A 23,885-nucleotide genomic window follows, 5' to 3' on the forward strand; every position below is an offset into this window, starting at 1 on the left:
ACATAAAACCCGTGAAACGTGCCACACTAATACGTAACAGTATATAGAATTGGGTGAATGATGTTGGGCGAGAAAACAGTCAGTAAAAAGAATATTATTGCATTATCATCAGTGCCTCTAATCATGACGCTTGGAAACTCGATGCTAATACCCGTATTACCAGAGATAGAAAAGAAACTCTCAATCACTTCCTTTCAAGTGTCACTCATTATTACGGTATACTCCGTTGTGGCGATTTTGTGTATTCCGATTGCCGGTTATTTATCTGACCGAATTGGGCGGAAAAAGGTACTTTTACCGTGTCTTTTAATCGCAGGACTTGGGGGAGCTGTGGCAGCTGTTGCCTCAACCATCATGAAAGAACCATACATGTGGATTCTATTTGGCAGGGTCCTTCAAGGAGTTGGCTCAGCTGGGGCGGCACCTGTCGTCATGCCGTTTATTGGCGACTTGTTTCACGATGATGAAGAGGTAAGTGCGGGACTTGGAGCAATTGAAACTTCTAATACAGCTGGAAAGGTACTAAGTCCTATTATTGGGGCACTTCTCGCTTCTTGGTTTTGGTTCGTACCGTTTTGGTTCATTCCATTCTTTTCAATCATCAGCTTTGTGATGGTACTGTTTATGGTTGAATCCGCAAAGAAAGAGGAAGATCCGCCTACATTTAAAGAGTTTTTAAAATCAACAAAGACGATTTTTAAACATGAGGGACGCTGGCTTTATGCCATTTTTGCTATTGGTGGTTTTATTATGTTTCTTCTTTTTGGCGTGCTCTTTTATTTATCAGATAACCTAGAGGCAGCGTATCAAATAACGGGTGTCAAAAAAGGCTTGCTGCTAAGTATCCCGCTCCTTTTCTTATCAATCAGCTCGTATATTGCGGGGAAAACAATCGGGAAAGAAAAGGGGAAAATGAGGATATTTCTCATCGTTGGTATGGCTCTTTTATCACTTTCGTATATATTTTTATGGTGGAATCACAGTTTTTACGTGTTGTTTGTCTGCTTAAGTATTGGCGGCGTAGGAATTGGCATTGTGCTTCCAGCACTTGATGCGTTGATAACAGAAGGGATTGAAAAAGAGCAGTGCGGAACCATTACGTCATTTTATAGCAGTATGCGTTTTATCGGTGTTGCTTTAGGACCTCCAATTTACGCATTTCTTATGGATAAAGGAGACTCCATCGTTTTTATTCTATCGACCATATGTAGTCTCATTTCATTATTTTTGGTCCTCTTTTTCATCCAGCCAGATGAAAAGGATGAAAGTGAACAATTGAAAACGGTTTAAACATAGAAAAAAGACGGTATTTTGCCATCTTTTTTCTTTTTTATAAATTGACATGTAAAATTTTGATAGTTAAACTAATGTATAGTAATATCTTTTAAATTATCCCAAATAGGAGGTGTTCAAAAACATTCATTTTCTGTCTTTGTTTTAAGGCAGAAATTGAGCTCGTGGCTGATGATAGATATGCGTTTCTTCAACACGAAAGGACAATTGAATAGGTCATCCTGCCATTAGCACGTTGAAGGAGACGAAGTCAGCACTTCAGACACGCTCAAAAACAGCAAATTGATTGATGAACTAGAAGGAGCTTGAAGTAGCTATGTTGCAAATAATTAAAGCAAGATGGATTGTATTAATGGTGTGGATGATAACAGCTGTGATTCTGTTTATTACTGCGCCCGATTTAGAGGAATTAACAAGAGAAAAAGGGCAGTTAAAGGTTCCAGAGGGGACACCAACAGCTGAGGCACTTCACTTATTGGATAAGCTTTCAGATCATAATGGGAAAAAAGATACTGGTGTGATTGTATTCTCCGAACAACATTTGTTCCCTGCCAAAGAGCAGGAATTAAAAAAGGCTTTAGCTGCACTCATGACACATGCCCCAGAACTCCACATTGACGGAATTACTTCGTATTTTCATGTAGATCGTGACATTCAAAAACAACTTTTATCAAAGGATAAAAGTACACTTCTTGTTCCATTCAAATTCGACCACTACGAAACAAAAGCTGTGAAGGTTAAAGAACGAATTGAGGAAGTTTTAAAGCCCTACAACGTCTCATATGAAATGACAGGTCAAAAATTTGTGGACTCAGATGTCATTAAAAGCTCTCAACAAGGTCTGAAGAAAACTGAACTTATCACGATGATTTTTATTTTCTTTATTTTAATAATTGTATTCAGATCGATACTGGCACCTGTTGTTCCGCTTATTACGATTGGCATTTCTTATGCTGTCAGCCGGTGTATTGTGGCTTTTCTCGTAGAATATACACCATTTCCTATTTCTAATTTCACTCAGATTTTTATGGTAGCTATTATGTTCGGTATAGGAACGGATTATTGTATATTACTTTTAAGCCGTTTTAAAGAGGAGATTGGTCAGGGGCGTGATGTCAAAGAATCGATTATCATCACGTATCAATGTGCAGGGAAAACAGTCTTTTTCAGCGGTTTAGCTGTGTTAGTCGGCTTCTCAAGTATTGGTTTCGCAAAATTCCAATTGTACCAATCAGCCGTCAGCGTTGCCGTAGGCGTTGGCATCCTGCTCATTGCACTTGTCACAATCGTTCCCTTTTTTATGTCGGTTTTCGGAAAATCCCTTTTTTGGCCGTCTAAAAGAGAAAACATTCGTCATCCACAAAGTAAGATTTGGGAATGGGCTGGGCGCTTTTCATTTAAAAGACCGCTCATCAGCTTAGGTGTAGTTGCACTCATCACTGTTCCTCCGATTCTGATGTATGACGGCACTCTTTCTTATAATAGTTTAAATGAGATTGGGACAAAGTATGAGTCAGTGTCTGCATTTAATACGATATCTGAGCAATTTGGCTTTGGTGAAGCGCTGCCGCTGAATGTGCTTGTCGAAAGTGACAATGAGCTCGATAATCAAGAAAAGATTGTCATGATTGAAAAACTGACCCGTAAGTTAAATGACATTGAGGAAGTGAAAGCGGTTCGCAGTGTCACTCGCCCAGTTGGAGCCGGGTTAAGTCAGCTCTACGTTACCTCTCAAGCGAAAGAGCTGGGAGGAGAGCTTGGGAAAGGTCACGAGGGCATCGGGAAAATTACAGATGGCTTGACCGAAACAAACTTAGCACTTCTCAAACAAAAACCAAAAATTGAAGAATCCGCTAAAGGGATTGATCAATTGATTGATGGGACAAAAGCCATCAAAGGCGGTATCGGAGAAGTGAGGAAATCACTCATTTCTTTAGAGGATGGTGTGAGGCGCAGTAAAGAGGGCGTAGGAACCATTCGCACTGAAATCAAACAAGCGAAAAAAGAATTAGAGCAAGAATATCGCAGAAGTGAAACCATGATTCAAGATCTTGAACGAGTCGTAAGCACACTTGAAGGTCACGCAACATCAAATGAGCAGCTGATGACAACGATTAAAAAAGTGAAACAATCCTATGAAAACGTATCATTTGAAGGGCTTGAAAACCGGCTTCCAGAAATCAAAGACATGAATGAATATAAAGAAATCAAAAAAGTATTCAAAGACACAAAAGGAATGCTCGATCAAGCTGGAGAGCAAATGAGCGTCTATGAAGAGGAAGCATCTGCCTTTAAACAAAAGATCAAGAAAGCAGATCAAGTCATTCAAACGTTCTCAAGCAAGCAAAAAGAAATCAAACAACAAGTAAAGGCGCTGATGACAGGTCTAGATCAAATTTATGATGGTCTTGATGAAACGAATAAAGGCCAAAAACAGCTCATCAAAGAAATGCCTAAAATTGAAGATGGCGCAGATCAGCTGACAGATGGCCAAAAAGCCGTGAAAAAAGGGTTTAACCAGCTATCATCTAAACTATCACTATTAACAGATGGATTAGATGAAAGTATTTCCGGACTTGAGCAAGTAAAAAGCGGCTTTACCGAGGCAGACAGCTACTTAAAACAGCTTCAAGAAGCACCAGATGAAGAAGTAACGGGCTGGTTTATACCAGAAGAAGTATTGAAACGCCATGAGTTTAAGAAAATATTTAATACGTATATGTCCCCAGATCGCAAATTAACAACCTTTGAAGTAATTTTAAATGTAAATCCATACAGCAATGAAGCAATGAAAGGTGTAGCAAAAATCGAAGAAACCCTTGATCAATATTTACCTGTAAGTGGTTTGAAAAATGCCAATTACGGTGTATCTGGTATCTCCAGTTTAAATGTTGACTTAAAAGAAACGTCAGACGGTGACTTTATCAGAACGGTTATTTTCATGTTAATTGGTATCTTTATTATTTTAGTTTTATTACTAAGGTCAATCGTCATGCCGATATACTTAACACTTTCACTCATATTAACGTATTTTACATCCATTGGCTTAACAGAATGGATTTTCAAAACATTCTTTGGCTACGATGGTGTCAGTTGGGCTGTTCCATTTTTCAGCTTTGTTATCCTTGTGACCCTTGGCATTGATTATTCGATCTTCCTGATGGATCGCTTTAATGAATGGAAGGGAGAGCATGTTCAAGCATCCATGATATCAGCGATGAGAAATATGGGGTCCGTCATTATTTCAGCAGTTGCTATTTTAGCGGGTACTTTTGCTGCGATGCTGCCATCGGGTGTATTATCATTAGTTGAAATTGCAACGGTCGTACTCATTGGACTTTTATTATATGCTTTTGTTGTTCTACCACTCTTTATCCCGGTCATGGTTCGCATCTTTGGAAAATGGAATTGGTGGCCGTTTAGAATGAAATAACAACCTGCGTCTCTGCTTTTAGCAGAGGCGTTTTTATTTCCTATCCTTTCCTCTGATTGATATAATGACTATTAAATGGCTGTTTCACGTATATATCAGCTATGTTCTAATACATAATAAATAGGATGAACAAAGGAGGTTTCTCATGACGTACTTACAAGAGAAGACATTTGATACACCTGGTCTTCATACTCATATTGTCAAAACAGAAAAATTTAAAACCGTGACGATCCTTTTTAAAATGCTTGCGCCTTTATCCAAAGATGACGTCACCATGCGTTCCCTTTTCCCGCATGTGCTTTTAAGAGGAACAGAAAAAATGCCGAAAACGGGAGAGCTTCGTGCTTATTTCGACGAGCTCTATGGGGCGACCGTTTCCGCAGACATGGCGAAAAAAGGTGAAAATCACATCATTACCTTCCGTCTAGAAATGGCGAATGAAAAATATTTAAAGGATCAAACCCCTTTACTAGAAAAAGGGATTGCCTTACTTTCTGAACTATTATTCCACCCGTACGTGGAAAACGGAGTATTTCATGAATTGTACGTTGAGCAAGAAAAACGAACATTGAAACAGCGCATTCAAGCCGTTTATGATGACAAAATGCGCTATTCAAACTTAAGACTTGTACAGGAAATGTGTAAAGGTGAGCCATATGCACTGCACGTTAATGGTGAAATGGAAGACGTCGAAGCGATTACGGCAGAAGCGCTCTTTAAAGCATACGAACATGCACTTAAGTCCAACCAGCTGGATCTCTATGTTGTGGGAGCCGTTGATGAACAAGACATCAATCGAATGGTCTCGCAATACTTTAAAACAAGTGAAAGAGAGCCAGTCAAACAAAATACCGAATCATCAAGATCACAAATAGAGCCAAAAGAAGTCATTGATGAAGAGGACGTAAAACAAGGAAAGCTGAACATTGGCTTTCGCACACATACAACGATAGCAGATGAAGATTATCCGGCGCTGCATTTGTTTAATGGCATATTCGGCGGCTTCTCTCATTCAAAGCTATTTATCAATGTGCGGGAAAAAGCAAGTCTTGCGTACTATGCTGTTTCTAGACTTGAGAGCTTTAAAGGTTTGATGATGGTCATGTCAGGAATTGAAGTCGGCAACTATCAGCAGGCAGTAGACATTATCAAAGAACAATTTGATGCCATGCAAAAAGGCGATTTTTCTGATGAAGCAATTGAACAGACAAAGGCTGTCGTCAAAAACCAGTTGCTCGAAACCATTGATACGTCTTATGGAACAGCGGAATACTTATATCAGCATGCCGTCGTGCCAACAGGGGAGAGCCTCGATTCCTTTTTAGAAGCGTTAGACAGAGTGACAAAAGAGGACATCATCAAAGTGGGTCAAAAAATCGAATGGGATACGACCTATTTTCTTAAAGGAACGGAGGGTGCTTCATGACAGTGAAAACAATTCAATTCGACCAGCTGCAAGAAACGGTCTATCACGAAAAAATGGATAGCGGACTTGACGTCTATGTGCTGCCAAAGCAAGGGTTTAACAAAACATATGCAACCTTCACAACAAAATACGGTTCTGTCGACAATGAATTTGTGCCGCTTGGCAAAGAAGACATGATCCGAGTGCCTGATGGAATTGCCCATTTCTTAGAGCACAAGCTGTTTGAAAAAGAAGATGGGGATGTGTTTCATACATTTAGTAAACAAGGAGCAGCCGCAAACGCATTTACAACGTTTACGAGAACAGCTTACTTATTCTCAAGCACCTCAAATGTCGAACAAAACCTTGAGACACTCATTGATTTTGTGCAAGAACCTTATTTTACTGAAAAAACAGTCGAAAAAGAAAAGGGCATCATTGGTCAAGAGATTAACATGTATGATGACAATCCCGACTGGCGTTTATTCTTCGGTTTGATTGAAAATCTATATCAAGAGCATCCTGTGAAAATTGATATAGCTGGAACAGTAGAAAGCATCGCTCCGATTACAAAAGATCATTTGTATGAATGCTATGAAACGTTCTATCACCCAAGCAATATGCTTCTATTTGTTGTCGGTCCCGTTGATCCGAAGCAAATATTAGAGCAAGTTCGAGCGAATCAGGCGAAAAAGCCATTTACAGACCAGCCAGAGATCAAACGAAAAGACATCAATGAGCCTGAAGGTGTGTACCGAAAAGAATACGAACTTCCAATGAACGTACAAGGCTCAAAATGTATGTTTGGATTAAAAACAAAGAATCCTCATAAAAAAGGCAATGAACTGTTAAAACATGAGCTCGGAATGAATCTCATTTTAGAGACGCTGTTTGGTAAAAGCTCCTTACAATATGAACAGATGTATGAAAAAGGCTTAATTGATGAGACCTTCAGCTACGATTATACGGAAGAAGGCGGTTTTGGCTTCACTTCAGTTGGCGGAGACACAAATGACCCTGATCAACTTGCAGATGAATTAAAAGAAACGCTTCTTCAAGCAAAAAGCCTGATCACAGAAGAAAAGATTGAACTTGCTCGCAAGAAAAAAATTGGCAGCTTTTTAAAAGCAATGAACTCCCCGGAGTACATTGCCAATCAATTCACTCGATACGCATTCTTAGAAATGAGCTTATTTGATGTCGTGCCAGTACTGGAGCAAATCCAATTAACAGATATTCAGCAAATCTTAGACGAAGAAATTGATGAAGAAAGAATGTCAGTTTTTAAAGTCGTACCGAAAACAAAATAAAACGAAAAAAGACAAACTCAACATATAAGAGTTTGTCTTTTTTGTGTCCAGCTAAAGAAATCGCTTTATATGCGAAGATATTGATTGACAATTGTTTCGGTAATTAGTTAAACTCTTTAATAGTTAAACAATCAAACTAAAGGAGCAGCATATGGTACAAAATAAAATTGCCCAGCTCATCCAGAGATATGCGGACGTCTATCTCATGATGGAGAAAAAAGTATCGAGTATGATCACGGAAAAGCTGGATAAAGAACTGACACTTGATCAATATTACTCGCTTCGATACATCAATTTACACCCAGGATGTACATCAACAGACCTTGCCATCGAATGTAATGTCAACAAAAGTGCTGTGACATCCATGACCAATCGTCTTTTTAATAAAGATTATATTTATCGAGAGCATGATCAAGCTGATCGAAGAAACGTTCATCTTTATGTGACACCCGAAGGAAAAGAAGTGGTCAGCCGAATGGAAAAGCAGCTTCAGGATCTTGTTCGGTCATATTTAGAAAAATTTGATGAAAAAGAAATAGAATCATTTATTCAAACATATGAAAAGATTTATCAAATTATCATCGAAGAGGAGGCACAACATAGTAATGAGAGCAATCATAAAGGGTAGATGGCTGATCACGATCCTTTGGGTCGTACTAGCGGCTGTATTATTAATCACCGCTCCTAATATGGCGCAATTAACAAAAGAAAAAGGGCAGATTTCTGTTCCAGATGGTTATCCTTCTTCCTACGCCGATCAATTATTAAAGAACATGTCTGAAAATGGGGATACGGAAAAATCGATCGTCATTGTCTTTCAAGGAAAGGATATCGTCAAAGAAAGAGAAGCCTCTTTAAAGAAAGCGATGGAGATTTTAGAAAAGGATCAAGATCTCCATGTGGAAGACATCACTTCTTATTTTGATGCAAACAAAGATATTAAAAAACAGATGCTCTCTAAAGATCAAACAACACTTCTTGTTCCAGTTACATACGACTCGAACAAAATCAAAGCATCCGATTTTAAAGAAAGAGTCAATGAAAAGCTTAAGAGCCTGAACCTGAAATTTGAAATGACAGGGCAGCCGCTAATCGACGATGATGTCATCACAAGCTCACAAGAAGGTCTGAAAAAAACGGAATTCATTACAATTGGGTTTATTTTAATTGTTCTTGTGCTTGTCTTTAGATCTGCAGTGGCACCGTTCGTTCCTTTAGTGGCCGTGGCGCTTTCCTATTTGGTCAGCCAATCCATTGTGGCTTACCTAGTAAAGTATGTTGATTTTCCGCTCTCAACCTTTACCCAAATTTTTATGGTCGCCATCATGTTTGGGATTGGAACCGACTACTGCATCCTGTTGCTAAGCCGGTTTAAAGAAGAACTATCTCACGGAAAAGATAAGATTGAGGCGATTATTACAACATATAAGACGGCAGGTAAAACCGTTTTATTCAGCGGAATTGCTGTCCTCATTGGTTTTACGTGTATCGGTTTAGCCCAATTCCAACTGTATAAATCAGCTGTCGCCGTGGCGGTTGGTGTCGCCGTGTTAATTGTGGCACTGCTCACTGTCGTTCCATTCTTTATGGCGGTTTTAGGAAAAGTGTTATTTTGGCCGATCAAAGGCGATATTGCCCACCCGCAATCGAAAATGTGGGAAACAGCCGGTCGTTTTTCATTTAAGAAACCACTTCTCAGCTTGCTAATCGTTGCAATTATTACCCTTCCAGCGATTCTTATGTATAAAGGAACACTTTCATATAACAACCTAGACGAAATCGGCAATAAATACGAATCCGTCAATGCATTTAATACGATCTCTGACAAATTTGGACCAGGTGAAGCCCTTCCAGCAACAGTTGTCGTGAAATCATCTGATCTTTTAGACAATAACGAAGGTCTGATTGCTGTTGAAAAACTCAGTCGTGCGATTGAACAAACAGATGGCGTGAGTAAAGTAAGAAGTGCGACACGCCCTGTTGGAAAAGGACTGAATGATCTGTACGTGAAATCTCAAGCCAAAGAGCTAAATAGCGGGCTTGATAAAAGTAACGAAGGGTTGAAAAAGATCCAAGATGCTCTTACAACCATGAGTAAATCCATCGAGGATCAAACACCACAAATTAAATCATCTGGAAAAGGCATTAACAAATTGATTTCTGGAACCGAATCCGTAAAATCAGGTATTCAAAACGTCGAAAAAAAGATGAGAGATCTGCAAAACGGAATTGATCAAAACAAAAAAGGTGTTTCTGAAATTAAAGAAAGAATAAAGGGTGCGAAAAAAGAATTAACAGATCAAGTCGCACAAGTGAATCAGCAAGTGGCACTGTATAAAAGCATTTCCAAAGAATTAAAAGCCGCATTGGCACAAGTCGATACGTCATCCTCTGCCGCAGCGGATGTGAAAGCTTTGATCAGTCAAGCGAATAAACAGTTCAGTACACTTGAAGAGCAAATTCCGCAAGTGAAAGAAAATCAATCATATCAAGCCATCAAAGCTTCATATAAGGAACTTTCTACTACCTTGCAAGAAGGAGCCAAACAGGCTGACAGCTATGCAAAACAAGCAAAAGAAGCAAAAAAACAGCTTGAAGCAGCAGATGCTTTTATCGCAAAAGCTTCAGAGCAGCAAAAAGTGTTTACAAATCAAATTGATGAGCTGATTGCTGGCTTAGAAGCCATTGAAAACGGGCTAGATCAAACGTCTAAAGGCCAAGGACAGCTAGCTGATAGTATGCCTAAACTTGCAAATGGAGCCGGCGACATCATTAATGGTCAAAAACAAATGAAAGAAAAAATTGGCGGCTTTGGTGACGATCTGACCAAGCTGACAGATGGTCTAAACAAAAGTGTCGACGGACTTGAGAAAATTTCAAACGGCTTAATGGGTGCAGGAGACTACTTAGATGAACTGAAAAACGCACCAGATCAAGACATGGCCGGTTGGTTTATTCCAAAAGATGTCCTAAAAAATAAAGCTTTCAAGCAAGTGTTCGATTCCTATATGTCGGATGACCGCAAGATGACAAAGATTGACGTCATCTTAGAAGACAATCCATATGGAAACGACGCCATGAAAACGATTAAACAAGTAGAGGCTTCCGTCAAACGTGCACTTCCTGAAACAAACTTAAAAGATGTTTCATTTGGCGTATCTGGTGTATCAAGTATGAACGCTGATTTAAAACAGCTGTCAGACCAAGACTTCAATAAGACGGTTTTTTACATGATGATCGGTATTTTCTTAATACTAGTGATTCTCTTCCGTTCTCTCGTGATGCCGCTATACTTAGTTGGATCGCTGATTTTAACGTACTTTACCGCCATTGGTGTAACAGAATTTATTTTCACCCATTTCTTCGGATATCCGGGTATCAACTGGGCTGTTCCATTCTTTGGCTTTGTCATCTTAATGGCACTAGGAGTCGATTATTCGATTTTCTTAATGGAACGGTTCAATGAATACAAAACGAAAGACATTCAGTTTGCCATGACTGAATCAATGAAAAATATGGGATCTGTTATTATGTCTGCTGCCGTCATTTTGGCAGGAACATTTGCAGCGATGCTGCCATCAGGTGTATTGTCACTCTTACAGATTGCAACACTTGTTCTCACAGGGCTTTTATTGTATGCACTCGTTGTGCTACCATTGTTCGTACCTGTGATGGTCAAATTGTTCGGATCAGCGAATTGGTTCCCATTTAAACGAAAAGAATAAGGATTCCATAAAGAAAGTAGGAACAAAGTATGAGTCGTTGGGCACTGATCACTGGTGCCAGTGGCGGAATTGGGCAGGCGACAGCCAAAAAGCTTGCCCAAGAAGGCTGCCATCTGATGCTCCATTATCATCAAAATGAACAAGCGGCTAGTCGTCTTTCCGCTGATCTCAAAGAAACATATCAAGTAGAAACGTACGTCGTCCAAGCTGATTTAGCGAAAACAGGCGGAGCAGCAGAGCTTGTCAGCCGCCTGCCGCTTGATCCAGATATTCTTGTTTTAAATAGCGGAAAGAGTCATGTTGGTTTAGTGACAGATACTGAAAAAGAAGTTCTAGCCAGCATGGTGCAGCTTCATGTGACAAGTCCATATGAGCTTACCCAATCTATTTTGCCTGCCATGATCCAAAAAAAGTCAGGTCATATTATTGCAGTTAGCTCGATATGGGGGGAAACGGGTGCCTCGTGTGAAGTACTGTACAGTATGGTCAAGGGTGCTCAAAATGCCTTCATTAAAGGGCTTGCCAAAGAGCTTGCCCCAAGTGGAATTAGAGCAAATGCAGTCTCACCAGGTGCGGTTCAGACTGATATGATGAAAAGCTTCACACAAGAAGACCTTGCGATGATGGAAGAGGAGATTCCACTCGGCCGTCTTGCCGCACCTGAAGAGATAGCCGATGTCATTTGGTTTCTCGCCTCAAAGCAGTCAAGTTATATGACAGGTCAAATTTTATCCGTTAATGGCGGCTGGTACTGTTAAAAACGTGTATAATTCGTCACTCCATGACAAAAGCTATGGCTGTAATTCATCTTTTCGAATGGAGGAATCGACATGTCAGTACTTGAGAACTGGGACCATTGGAAAAACTTTTTAGGTGACCGTTTAAATCATGCGCAGGATAAAGGCTTAAAAGATGATACTATCAATAACCTTGCGTATGAAATTGGCGGATACCTGGCTAATGAAGTTGAAGCAAAGAATGAGCAAGAAAGAGTACTTGCTGACCTTTGGAGCGTCGCATCAGAAGATGAGCAGCGCGCAATTGCCAATATGATGGTCAAACTGGTTGAAAATAATAGCTCGCACTAAACAAAAAGAGGGGTCGTTTGTGCCTCTCTTTTTATTTTAACTGTTTCACAACATTGTGCTTTCTAAAAATGTGAAAATGCTTTATGATAAAGGAAGGTAAAAATTTGCCACAATGAAGGGGGTAATATCATTTGGCAAAGCTCGAATGGTATTTTGAATATGAGATACAGGTGAACCGTCCCGGACTTTTAGGAGACATTTCTTCTTTAATGGGGATGCTTTCAATTAATATTGTGACAATTAATGGTGTTGATGTATCAAGACGCGGCATGCTTCTTCGCTGTGATCACACAGATCAAATTAAGCGGCTTGAATCAATTTTAAATACAATGGAAACGATAAAAGTAACGAAACTAAGACAGCCAAAACTTCGTGACCGTTTAGCTGTTCGTCATGGAAGATACATTCAGCGTGATGCGGATGACAAAAAGACGTTCCGCTTTGAAAGGGACGAGCTTGGTCTACTTGTTGATTTTATGGCTGAATTATTTAAAAAAGAAGGACATAAATTGATTGGAATTCGCGGAATGCCGCGGGTTGGAAAAACAGAATCAATTGTTGCTTCAAGTGTATGTGCAAGTAAGAGATGGCTGTTTGTATCGTCGACTCTTTTGAAACAGACCATTCGCAGTCAGCTGATTGCAGATGAATACAGCCCGGATAACGTCTTTATTATTGATGGGATTGTGTCGACAAGAAGAGGTTCTGAGAAGCACTTGCAGCTTTTAAGAGAAATTATGAGACTGCCTGCTACAAAGGTTGTAGAGCATCCAGATATCTTTATTCAAAATTCAGAATATACAATGGATGATTTCGACTACATCATTGAATTGCGTAATAGTGCAGACGAAGAAATTACATACGAGCACGCTGAAGAACCACAAGTGTTTGATCATTCTGGTTTTTCTGGCTTCGATTTTTAATATGGTAATGGTAGGTGTTTGTTTTGACTGAATTAGGAAAACGGCTCGTTGAGGCCAGAGAGGAAAAAGGGATGTCGCTGGAGGATCTGATGGCGGCTACCAAAATCCAAAAGCGCTATTTGCTAGCAATAGAACAAGGAAATTATGATATCATTCCAGGTAAATTTTACGTCAGAGCGTTTATTAAACAATATGCCGAAGCCGTTGGACTGAATCCTGAACAATTGTTCGAAGAGTTTCGTAAAGATGTACCAAGTACGTATAACGATGAAGTGTCTGATAAATTATCAAATATTAAACCGCAAAGAGAGCTGCCAAAGCCTGCCTCAAAGGTACTGGAGCTGCTTCCGACGATTTTAATCATTGGAGGGATCCTTGTGGTGGTCGCTATCATTTATGTGATCGTTCAAGCGGTTAATCATGATAGCGGACAGAAAAATAATCAGGCGGCTCCTCAGCAATCAGAATCAAAATACGAAGTGTCTGAGGATTCATCGCTTGCAAAGGATCAAAAGAAAAAGGATAAAGCTTCGTCAGATGATCAAGAAAAATCATCTGAAAAAGACGATTCCTCAAAGGATTCATCTAAAGACGATGAAGATGTTTCTTTGAAGGCGACGGATACAGAGGGTTCTACGACAACGTATGAAGTATCAGGTGCAGAAGAGATGGAGCTAACCATTTCAGCCTCACAAGCTTCATGGCTTCGTGTGAGAGACGAATCTGGAAAAGTGCTGAAGATGGGTGAATTGAAAGATGGCGAATCGTTTAAAACAGACTTAACTGATCTTTCCCAAGTCGATATCCGCTTAGGAAATGCAACAGGAATCGATATCAAAGTCAATGACGAAACGCTGAAGTACGAATTAGACCCTAAAAACACCATGACACAAAACATTGTGATTGTGAATAAAGGAAAGGAAAAGTCATCTTAAGCAAGTAGATGACTTTTCTTTTGTTCCTACTATTATATACATAAAAAAATGCTTTATTGGAGGATTGGAATTCATGTTTAACTTACCGAATAAAATAACTCTTTCTAGGATCGCCTTGATTCCTGTGTTTATGTTGATTATGCTTGCTCCATTAGATTGGGGTGTCGCGCGCTTTGGTGACGTCAGCATCGAAGTCACTCACCTTGTTGGAGCGATCTTGTTTATTGTCGCTTCGACAACCGACTGGATTGATGGTTACTATGCACGTAAGCTCAATTTAGTCACAAACTTTGGTAAATTTTTAGATCCGCTTGCAGATAAATTGCTTGTTTCAGCGGCTTTAATTATACTTGTTCAATACAATCTCACACCGGCATGGATGGCAATTGTGATCATTAGCCGTGAATTTGCTGTAACGGGCCTAAGGCTTGTCTTAGCTGGAGGCGGTGAAGTGGTCGCAGCCAATATGCTTGGAAAAGTGAAGACGTGGGCGCAAATCATTGCGATTTCGGCACTTCTTTTGCATAACCTGCCGTTTGAACTTGTATCATTCCCTTTTGGTGATCTTGCCATGTGGGTAGCTGTGTTCTTCACTGTTGTCTCAGGATGGGATTACTTTGCGAAAAACTGGGAAGCCTTAAAGAATTCTAACTAAAAAGGACGTGTACGCTTTGAAGTCAGAGAGAAAAGCAGAAATTATTGCAGTCGGTTCCGAACTTTTGCTAGGGCAAATTACGAATACGAATGCACAATTCATCAGCAAACAACTAGCTGAAATTGGTGTGAATGTTTATTACCACACAGCAGTTGGTGACAATCCAGAGCGTTTAAAAAGGGCCATTCAAGTGGCACAGGAAAGATCGAATTTTATTATCTTCTCAGGTGGTCTTGGACCAACGAAAGACGATTTAACAAAAGAAACCATTGCGAGTACGCTCGGTAAAGAGCTTGTGCTAAATGAAGAAGCATTTGAGTCTATTCAAGAATACTTCCGTAAAACCGGACGCGATATGTCGCCGAACAACCGTAAACAGGCGCTCGTTCTAGAGGGATCTGATGTGCTCGTAAACCGTTTCGGAATGGCACCTGGTATGTTTATACAAGAGGGAGATACGTTTTACATTCTGCTCCCTGGACCGCCAAGTGAATTGCACCCGATGTTTGAAAACGAAGCGAAGCCGCTTATTTCTGAAAAACTCGGCCTAAAGGAAAAAATCGTGTCTGTTGTCTTGCGTTTCTTTGGCATCGGTGAATCTCAGCTGGAAACAGATCTTGAAGATTTAATTGATGCACAGACCAATCCAACGATTGCACCGCTTGCAGCTGACGGGGAAGTGACGCTAAGGCTGACAGCCAAGCATGAGGATGAAAAAGAAACAGAGCGTCTGTTAAAAGAAACAGAAGCACAAATTTTAGAACGGGTCGGCGAGTACTTCTACGGATATGGTAATACATCTCTTGCCTTTGAAGCTTCAAAGGCCTTGCATGAACACGGGAAAACAGTAGCAGCGGCTGAAAGCCTGACTGGTGGTATGTTTTCAGAGTGGATGACAGATCTCGAAGGGGCATCATCCATTTTAAACGGCAGTGTGGTTTGTTACACAAATCAAGTCAAGCAGCAAGTGCTGGGCTGCCGTGAAGAAACATTGTCTTCTCATGGTGCTGTCAGCAAAGAGTGTGCGTTAGAGCTCGCAGAAGGCGTTAGAAAACTGACGGGAAGCGATATCGGTATTAGCTTTACAGGTGTGGCAGGTCCTGAACCACACGAAGGACAGCCGGTTGGAAAAGTATTTATCGGGCTATCGACAAAAGACCAGACAGACGTGTTTGAATGGATGTTTACTGGCAGTCGATCAGGCATTCGCAAGCGTGCTGTGAAATATGGTTTGCACCACCTTCTCAAATTATTAAAAGATAGTTAATTTTGTTTTTTATGAGGTTTACTCCTTTATAAAAGAGCGTTTTTTCTAATAGAAACAGCTCTTTTCTTAAATAATCTGCCAAGAAAAAATCGAATATGTGTTCGTTTTTTTCTTGGCAAATGACGTAAAACAAGGTATAGTATAGATAGTGGAATTGATAAAGGAGGAAACAATAGAATGAGTGATCGTCAAGCAGCCTTAGATATGGCTCTTAAACAAATAGAAAAACAGTTTGGTAAAGGCTCTATTATGAAACTAGGAGAGCAAACAGATACACGTATTTCAACAGTACCTAGTGGTTCGTTAGCACTTGATACTGCGCTTGGAATAGGTGGATACCCTCGCGGCCGTATTATTGAAGTATATGGTCCAGAGAGTTCTGGTAAAACGACAGTAGCACTTCATGCGATTGCTGAGGTTCAGCAGCAGGGAGGACAAGCTGCATTTATCGATGCGGAGCATGCGCTAGATCCAGTTTACGCTCAAAAATTAGGTGTCAACATTGATGAGTTGTTACTTTCTCAGCCGGATACAGGAGAACAAGCACTTGAAATTGCAGAAGCACTTGTTCGTAGTGGTGCAGTTGATATTGTTGTCATTGACTCAGTAGCTGCTCTTGTACCAAAAGCAGAGATCGAAGGAGACATGGGAGATTCACACGTTGGTCTTCAAGCACGTTTGATGTCTCAAGCACTTCGTAAACTATCTGGTGCTATCAACAAATCAAAAACAATTGCGATCTTTATTAACCAAATTCGTGAAAAAGTAGGGGTTATGTTTGGTAATCCTGAAACAACGCCTGGTGGACGTGCACTTAAGTTCTATTCATCTGTTCGTTTAGAAGTACGCCGTGCTGAACAGTTGAAACAAGGGAACGACATCATGGGGAACAAAACGAGAATTAAAGTTGTGAAAAACAAAGTGGCACCACCATTCCGTATTGCCGAAGTAGACATTATGTACGGTGAAGGTATCTCGAAAGAGGGAGAAATCATCGACCTTGGAAGCGAACTAGATATCGTACAAAAGAGCGGGGCTTGGTATTCTTATCAAGAGGAACGTCTTGGACAAGGACGTGAAAATGCGAAGCAATTCCTAAAAGAGAATAAGGACATTCTTCTTATGATTCAGGAGCAGATCAGGGAACACTACGGTTTGGATACAAACGGAGTGAAATCAACTGACGAAGAAGGACAAGAAGAATTGGAATTGAATGACTAAAAAGACGCTGAAAAGCGTCTTTTTTTTACAATTACATAACAGCTAGCGGGTCAAAAGTTCTGTCTTTGCTTGAAATAACGACTTACGCCTTAGTCTGACTAGCTTGACAAGTATTTCCGACACAATTACAATGGGAATGTATCACTTGTTTTTCTTAACATGATTGATAACTAATTTAAACTTGACAAGGGCAGTGAGGATCTCATTCCCTGTGAAGGCCCTGTATGTTGAGACACAAAACAATGTACATGCCGACACTTTATTTGTAAAACCAAGTTCATAGCAAGAGGAGGTGAAAATATGTCGCCTACGATGTTTACGATCATCTCCATTTTGCTGAGCCTAATCTGTTTAGTTGTTGGCTACTTTGTTCGTAAAACCATTGCAGAAGCAAAAATATCCGGCGCAAGAAACATGGCCGAACAAATTGTTGAGGATGCAAAGCGTGATGCGGAAGCATTGAAGAAAGAAGCGCTCTTAGAAGCGAAAGATGAAATTCATTCGTTTCGTGTAGAGGCGGAGCAAGAAGTTCGTGAAAGACGTAATGAGCTTCAAAGACAAGAAAACCGTTTACTTCAAAAAGAGGAAAACCTTGATCGCAAGGATGAATCTTTAGATAAACGGGAGTCCCTGTTGGAGAAGAGAGATCATTCTCTGAATGAACGACAACAACATATTGAAGAGATGGAAAGCAAAGTGGATGATATGATTCGTTTGCAGAAAGCTGAGTTGGAGCGTATTTCTAGTCTAACTCGAGATGAAGCGAAACAAATCATTCTGGATCAAGTTGAAAATGAGCTTTCCCACGACATTGCAGTCATGACGAAAGAATCTGAAAACCGGGCGAAAGAAGAGGCTGATAAAAAAGCGAAAAACATTCTTTCACTTGCGTTACAGCGTTGTGCAGCTGATCATGTAGCTGAAACAACAGTATCTGTAGTCAATCTTCCAAATGATGAGATGAAAGGTCGTATTATCGGACGTGAGGGACGAAATATCCGTACGTTAGAAACGTTAACAGGTATTGACCTGATCATTGATGATACACCTGAAGCTGTCATCTTATCGGGCTTTGATCCGATAAGACGTGAAACAGCGAGGATAGCTCTGGACAAGCTAGTCCAGGATGGACGTATTCATCCTGCACGAATTGAAGAAATGGTGGAAAAATCACGCCGTGAAGTCGATGATTATATCCGCGAGATGGGTGAGCAAACGACATTTGAAGTCGGAGTTCACGGTTTGCATCCGGATCTCATCAAAATTCTCGGTCGCTTAAAATTCCGTACAAGTTATGGACAAAATGTCCTGAAGCATTCAATTGAGGTTGCACATCTTGCAGGTCTCATGGCTTCAGAGCTTGGAGAAGATGCAAAGCTTGCAAAACGAGCAGGTCTTCTGCATGACATTGGAAAAGCCATTGATCATGAAGTAGAAGGAAGCCACGTGGAAATTGGCGTTGAGCTTGCGACGAAATATAAAGAGCATCCTGTTGTCATCAACAGTATTGCATCTCACCATGGTGACCAAGAACCGACATCTATTATCGCTGTTCTTGTTGCGGCAGCCGATGCATTATCTGCAGCACGCCCTGGTGCAAGAAGTGAGACGCTTGAAAATTACATTCGGAGACTTGAGAAATTAGAAGACATCTCTGAATCTTATGAAGGTGTTGAAAAATCGTTTGCGATACAAGCTGGACGTGAAGTGCGTATTATGGTGAAGCCAGATTCAATTAATGATCTTGAAGCTCACCGTCTAGCAAGGGATATTCGTAAGCGGATTGAGGACGAGCTCGATTACCCTGGTCACATTAAAGTGACAGTTATTCGAGAAACTCGCGCAGTAGAGTATGCAAAATAGAGCGGTGCGCTTAGCGCCGCTTTATTTTTTTGTGTAAATATGCAACACTGATAAGAAGATCATTTTATAAGAGAAAGGGTTCAAAACGTATGAAAATATTATTTGTTGGAGATATCGTTGGTTCACCTGGCAGAGATACACTGAAAGAATACTTGCCAAAGCTAAAGAAAAAATACCAGCCACACTTTACGATTGTCAATGGAGAAAATGCGGCTCATGGGAAAGGACTCACAGAGAAAATCTATCACGAGCTGCTTCAAGCTGGGGCTGATGTGCTCACGATGGGGAACCATACATGGGATAAAAGAGACATTTTCGATTTCATCGATGATGCACCCCATATTGTTCGTCCGGCAAACTTCCCGCAAGGTACACCAGGGAAAGGGCTCACTTTTATTAAAAAACAAGGTAAAGAACTAGCTGTCATCAACTTGCAAGGCCGCACATTTTTACCTCCGATTGACTGCCCATTTCAAAAAGTAGATGAGCTCATAGCAGAAGCTTCAAAACGTACACCGTTTATTTTTATTGATTTTCATGGTGAAGCCACAAGTGAAAAACAAGCAATGGGCTGGTATACAGACGGCCGTGCATCATGTGTCGTTGGAACACATACACATGTTCAAACAGCAGATAACCGCGTCTTGCCAAAAGGAACTGCTTATATTTCGGATGTAGGCATGACTGGTCCTTATGACGGTATTTTAGGTGTTGATCGGGAAACGATTATTAAACGATTTAAAACGAGCCTCCCTGTTCGTTTTGAAATTGCAGAAGGCCGCACGACATTAAGTGCAGTGATCGTAGAAATTGACGAACCGTCGAAAAAAGCTGTCAAAATTGATCGAATTTTGATAAATGATGACCATATTTTCTTTGAATAAATATTCACATATTTATTTCAGAAAAATATTAATCAGAAAGAAGGAATATGCGCCCTCTATCGTGAATATAGTAAAAATGGTAGGTAGCCTGCTATTTTTGAAAAACATTTTGGGGATGGATTTTCAAAAAAATAGCAACATCTAACAAAGATTGTTCTAATGAACACTCACTTATCCATTGTAAATTTAAGGGGGAGCAAAAATGGAAATTTTAAAAGTTTCAGCAAAGTCAAATCCAAATTCAGTAGCAGGAGCATTAGCCGGCGTTTTACGTGAACGCGGTGCAGCGGAAATACAGGCTATCGGCGCTGGAGCACTGAATCAGGCGGTCAAGGCTGTCGCCATTGCAAGGGGATTTGTTGCGCCTAGCGGAGTGGATTTGATATGCATTCCAGCCTTTACTGACATTCTTATCGATGGAGAAGAAAGAACAGCAATCAAACTGATTGTTGAACCACGATAATTCTAATTTTATTATTTTCAACCTGCTTACATCATGTAAGCAGGTTGTTTTTGTTTACCGCTATACATTTCTCATATAACATATTTCTTTCACAAAATAGATAGAAAATGACATATTAGAGCTTGCATTTTTTCACCATGATGATAAATTAAGATTAAGTTGAAAATACTTCATCAAAAATAAATATTTAAGTAGGTGAAATAATGATTGAAGCTTTTTTGAAAAGAGGAAAGCTTGTTTTTATTTTATTTTTTATCGTTCTCATTGCTGGAGGTTATTTGTTTACACAGCTTCCTAAACGAGAACTGCCAGAGTTTCAAGCAAATATTGTAACCATTTCGACTGTTTTCCCTGGTGCTGATGCAAAACAGGTAGAAAGTGATGTCACCAATAAGCTCGAGTCGGCTATTTCTGATATCAATGGTGTAGAGAAGACAAGCTCTGTTTCTGCTATTGGTTTCTCAAATATTGTGCTTGAAATTGATGATCAAGCCGATTTTCAAAAGGTGGCAAGTCAAATCAAGAGTGAAACCACAAATGCCGCCTCTTCTTTTCCAGATGGTGTGATGGAGCCAGATGTAAAGGATGAGTTTGGCAACGTGCCAGTTGGTTCTTATATGATTGTAGCAAGTAACTCATCTGATTTAGCAAAAAGTCAGGAATCGCTGCGTGCGTTAAAAGAAAAAGTGGAGGACATCAAAGGTGTTGATGGTGTCGTCATCAAAGGGTTCAATGACAAACAAGCAATATTGAACTTGGATTCAAGTAAACTGGAGGATAACGGGTTAAACGTGACCGATGTCACAAATGCCATCAATCAAGAATTTGACACATCCCCTCTAGGTGACGTCCAGGCAGATGGAGAAAAGGTCAAGCTGTCCATTGATGCCTATGATCGTTTAGATCAAATGAAAAAGATTGAGATTTTCTCAAAAACGAGCCGAGAGCCTGTTACAATCGGTGAGCTTGGTCGTTTAAAAGAAGTAGAAAAAGAGAAAAGTGATATCGTTTCATATAACGGAAAGCCAGCCTATTCATTTACAGTCAATATTAAGCCAGGACTGGATATACCTAAAATGTATGACAAAGTCAGTGCGGTCATTGAAAAAGAGAAAGAGCTGCCAAATGGTGTGGATTGGATAGACTACTATTCACAAAAAAGTGAAGTAGATGCCATTTTTAACGATTTAATCAAAGAAGCGATCGTGGCCGTCATCGCCGTCATTGTCGTCACCACACTTGGTCTAACCATTGGTGGTGCGTTTATCGTTTCACTTGCGATTCCGCTATCCATAACGATCGGAACCATCCCGCTGCCTTTTTTACAAGTGGACCTTAATCAAATTTCAATTATTGGCTTTATCATTGCGCTAGGGATACTTGTAGATGACGCCATTGTCGTCAACGATAATATTTTAAGGCAGATGAAAAAATACGAAAGTCCGCTTAAAGGAACAATTGCAGGTGTAAAAGAAGTGGCTGGATCCATTTTGACGTCAACGCTGGCTGTTGTCTTTGCTTTCTTGCCGCTTGTTTTCCTTTCTGGTGCGAACGGTTCATTTATTCGAGCGTTACCGTCTGTTCTAGTCACAACTGTACTTGCGTCAATGGTCATTTCATTGACACTTGTGCCAGTGTATCAATATACAGCAAATCGAAAAAGAAAGAACAAGAAGATTCAAAAGGAACCTGGTTTCTTAGGCAAACCATTAAAAAGGTTAGCCGATTTTTATGCAGATCGAGTACTGACAAACATCGTGAAGCGACCACTTCTCATTGGATTAAGTGGTTTGCTCGTTGCCACACTTGCCTTTTTGCTTATTTTCGCCACACCATTTGAGTTTTTCCCTGCGGCGAATAAGAAAGAGGTTGTTGTCACTGTGACACTGCCAAGTGAAACAACCTTAGATAAAACGAATGACACATTAGAGAAAATAGAACAAGAGATCAAACAGCAAAAAGGCATTGAAGAGACGGCCATTTTTGCAGGCGGCGGTGTGCCGAACTTGTTTAATGAAAGTATCTCAAACGCAAGTGATCATACGGGTCAGGTTGTTGTCAGAGTAGACAATGAGCAGATGACAAGCAAAGCATTGATCGATCGTATGACAGAGCCATTGCGAAAGAAATTTAAAGATGCTGATATCTTTATGAAAACCATTGTTCAAGGACCGCCAACTGGGGCGCCTGTGACCGTAACCATTGCAGGAGAACAATTTTCAAAGCTCGTGGATGTGAAAGAGAAGCTCACAAAAGAAATGAAAGAAAGCGGAGCAAGTCTGATCACAGACGATGTCAATCAACCGGTGAAAACCATCTCATTTGAATTGAATCGTGACCGAATGGCAGAGGATGGGCTCACTGCTCAGTTTGTCAGCAGACAGCTTGGCCTTGTCACAGAAGGAATTCCATTAGGCACCTTTAAACAAGGAACAGATGACATCGACCTCGTAGTGAAACAAGACATGAGCACACATCAAAACGGACTGAAGCTAAAAGACATCAAGGTGCCTGTGAGTACAAATGAGGGTGGCATGCCTCAACTTGAGCCGCTTAGCCGATACGTAAAGGAAAAAGAAACAGAGCAGTATGAAAGCATTCCGCATGAAAACGGGATGCCGACGATCACGTTAAAGGCATATCCTGGCACATCAGATACGTTTAAAGACGATATGACAGAAGTCATAAATGAAGTTGGGAAAAGCGATGCAACGAAGAATTTGACCATTTCTCAGGGCGGAGAAAATGAAGATCAAACCCAATTCTTTATTGAAATTAGTCTCTTATTTGGGGTAGTCCTGCTGCTCATTTATGTGACCATCGCTTTCCAGTTCAATTCACTCATGCTGCCGCTTTTAGTTCTTGGAACGGTTTACTTAGCGATATCCGGAGTCATTATTGGACTATTTGTCACTCAAACGCCGTTTAGCTTTATGGCCACAATGGGGATTGTCTCATTGGCAGGTATTGTTGTCCGAAATGCGGTCGTTTTGTTTGAATTTATTGAACAGAGGCGCAAGCAAGGTCTCGATCAACAGGCAGCTGTGATTGAAGCGGGGAGGGCAAGGATTAGACCTATTTTGCTGACAGCATTTACAGCACTTGTCGCTCTTATGCCCGTTGCTTTAAGTAATGACCCACTCTTTAAGCCGCTAGCGATCTGCATCGTATCAGGTGTCTTTTTCTCAACGATTCTGACACTACTGATTGTGCCGGCTTTATATGTAGCCGTTTCAAAAAAACGCTGACAACTTAAAAGCAAATCTCCGAATAAAAGGAGATTTGCTTTTTTTTTAGAAAAATATCTAAAAAAATATGTGGAGTGTTCATTTGTCTTCTCCTGAAAGACAGTGGTATTTACGTCTAAAATAAGACATGATAAGATCGGATTGGGAGAAGTTTTTTAACAAAGGGGTTGTA

The 23,885-nt window shown here is 40.3% G+C and carries 17 protein-coding genes; all 17 read left to right on the forward strand.

What is annotated here, in order from left to right; translation table 11 throughout:
* Positions 1 to 60 precede the first annotated feature (60 nt).
* The 17 genes from bcbE to M2353_RS08625 all read left to right on the forward strand — a co-directional run bounded on the left by bcbE (position 61) and on the right by M2353_RS08625 (position 23,713).
* Complete coding sequence (bcbE, locus tag M2353_RS08545) at positions 61 to 1,290, forward strand: bacillibactin exporter BcbE (RefSeq protein WP_172793306.1); 1,230 nt, start codon at positions 61 to 63, stop codon at positions 1,288 to 1,290.
* 319 nt (positions 1,291 to 1,609) lie between these two features.
* Positions 1,610 to 4,726 (forward strand): MMPL family transporter, encoded by a 3,117-nt coding sequence (locus M2353_RS08550; RefSeq protein WP_047945904.1) that lies wholly within the window; start codon positions 1,610 to 1,612, stop codon positions 4,724 to 4,726.
* 145 nt (positions 4,727 to 4,871) lie between these two features.
* Positions 4,872 to 6,152 carry an EF-P 5-aminopentanol modification-associated protein YfmF gene (yfmF, locus tag M2353_RS08555; protein WP_284725249.1) on the forward strand — a complete coding sequence of 427 codons (1,281 nt, stop codon included), beginning with the start codon at positions 4,872 to 4,874 and terminating at the stop codon, positions 6,150 to 6,152.
* Positions 6,149 to 7,441 carry an EF-P 5-aminopentanol modification-associated protein YfmH gene (gene yfmH / locus M2353_RS08560; protein WP_284725250.1) on the forward strand — a complete coding sequence of 431 codons (1,293 nt, stop codon included), beginning with the start codon at positions 6,149 to 6,151 and terminating at the stop codon, positions 7,439 to 7,441. The genes yfmF and yfmH overlap by 4 nt, the downstream gene beginning before the upstream one ends.
* A gap of 151 nt (positions 7,442 to 7,592) precedes the next feature.
* On the forward strand, positions 7,593 to 8,069 hold the full coding sequence (locus tag M2353_RS08565) for a MarR family winged helix-turn-helix transcriptional regulator (protein ID WP_024720380.1): 477 nt from the start codon (positions 7,593 to 7,595) through the stop codon (positions 8,067 to 8,069).
* Positions 8,047 to 11,166, forward strand: a complete 3,120-nt coding sequence (locus M2353_RS08570; protein ID WP_284725251.1) for an MMPL family transporter — start codon at positions 8,047 to 8,049, stop codon at positions 11,164 to 11,166. Before M2353_RS08565 ends, M2353_RS08570 begins: the two co-directional genes overlap by 23 nt.
* A 29-nt stretch (positions 11,167 to 11,195) precedes the next feature.
* A complete protein-coding gene (gene ymfI / locus M2353_RS08575) occupies positions 11,196 to 11,924 on the forward strand; it encodes an elongation factor P 5-aminopentanone reductase (RefSeq protein ID WP_284725252.1) in 729 nt (242 codons plus the stop codon).
* A gap of 72 nt (positions 11,925 to 11,996) precedes the next feature.
* A complete protein-coding gene (locus tag M2353_RS08580) occupies positions 11,997 to 12,254 on the forward strand; it encodes a DUF3243 domain-containing protein (RefSeq protein ID WP_003211590.1) in 258 nt (85 codons plus the stop codon).
* Positions 12,255 to 12,385: 131 nt separating this feature from the next.
* Positions 12,386 to 13,177, forward strand: coding sequence for a DUF3388 domain-containing protein (locus M2353_RS08585; protein ID WP_003211480.1), 792 nt, complete (start codon positions 12,386 to 12,388; stop codon positions 13,175 to 13,177).
* Between the two features lie 23 nt (positions 13,178 to 13,200).
* A complete protein-coding gene (locus M2353_RS08590; protein ID WP_284725253.1) occupies positions 13,201 to 14,112 on the forward strand; it encodes a helix-turn-helix domain-containing protein in 912 nt (303 codons plus the stop codon).
* 73 nt (positions 14,113 to 14,185) lie between these two features.
* On the forward strand, positions 14,186 to 14,767 hold the full coding sequence (gene pgsA / locus M2353_RS08595) for a CDP-diacylglycerol--glycerol-3-phosphate 3-phosphatidyltransferase (protein WP_008344688.1): 582 nt from the start codon (positions 14,186 to 14,188) through the stop codon (positions 14,765 to 14,767).
* Positions 14,768 to 14,783: 16 nt separating this feature from the next.
* Positions 14,784 to 16,034, forward strand: coding sequence for a competence/damage-inducible protein A (locus tag M2353_RS08600; RefSeq protein ID WP_284725254.1), 1,251 nt, complete (start codon positions 14,784 to 14,786; stop codon positions 16,032 to 16,034).
* 177 nt (positions 16,035 to 16,211) lie between these two features.
* Positions 16,212 to 17,255 (forward strand): recombinase RecA, encoded by a 1,044-nt coding sequence (gene recA / locus M2353_RS08605; protein ID WP_007499478.1) that lies wholly within the window; start codon positions 16,212 to 16,214, stop codon positions 17,253 to 17,255.
* Between the two features lie 300 nt (positions 17,256 to 17,555).
* On the forward strand, positions 17,556 to 19,118 hold the full coding sequence (gene rny / locus M2353_RS08610; RefSeq protein ID WP_003211958.1) for a ribonuclease Y: 1,563 nt from the start codon (positions 17,556 to 17,558) through the stop codon (positions 19,116 to 19,118).
* Positions 19,119 to 19,207: 89 nt separating this feature from the next.
* A complete protein-coding gene (locus M2353_RS08615; RefSeq protein WP_019744184.1) occupies positions 19,208 to 20,002 on the forward strand; it encodes a TIGR00282 family metallophosphoesterase in 795 nt (264 codons plus the stop codon).
* 202 nt (positions 20,003 to 20,204) lie between these two features.
* The gene (gene spoVS, locus M2353_RS08620) at positions 20,205 to 20,465 is read left to right on the forward strand and encodes a stage V sporulation protein SpoVS (RefSeq protein WP_003211281.1); all 261 of its coding nucleotides are present in this window, start codon (positions 20,205 to 20,207) and stop codon (positions 20,463 to 20,465) included.
* 203 nt (positions 20,466 to 20,668) lie between these two features.
* Positions 20,669 to 23,713: an efflux RND transporter permease subunit gene (locus M2353_RS08625; RefSeq protein ID WP_284725255.1), complete on the forward strand. Its 3,045-nt coding sequence runs from the start codon at positions 20,669 to 20,671 to the stop codon at positions 23,711 to 23,713.
* Positions 23,714 to 23,885 lie beyond the last annotated feature (172 nt).

This window comes from Bacillus aerius, assembly GCF_029894105.1.
Lineage (GTDB): Bacteria > Bacillota > Bacilli > Bacillales > Bacillaceae > Bacillus > Bacillus altitudinis.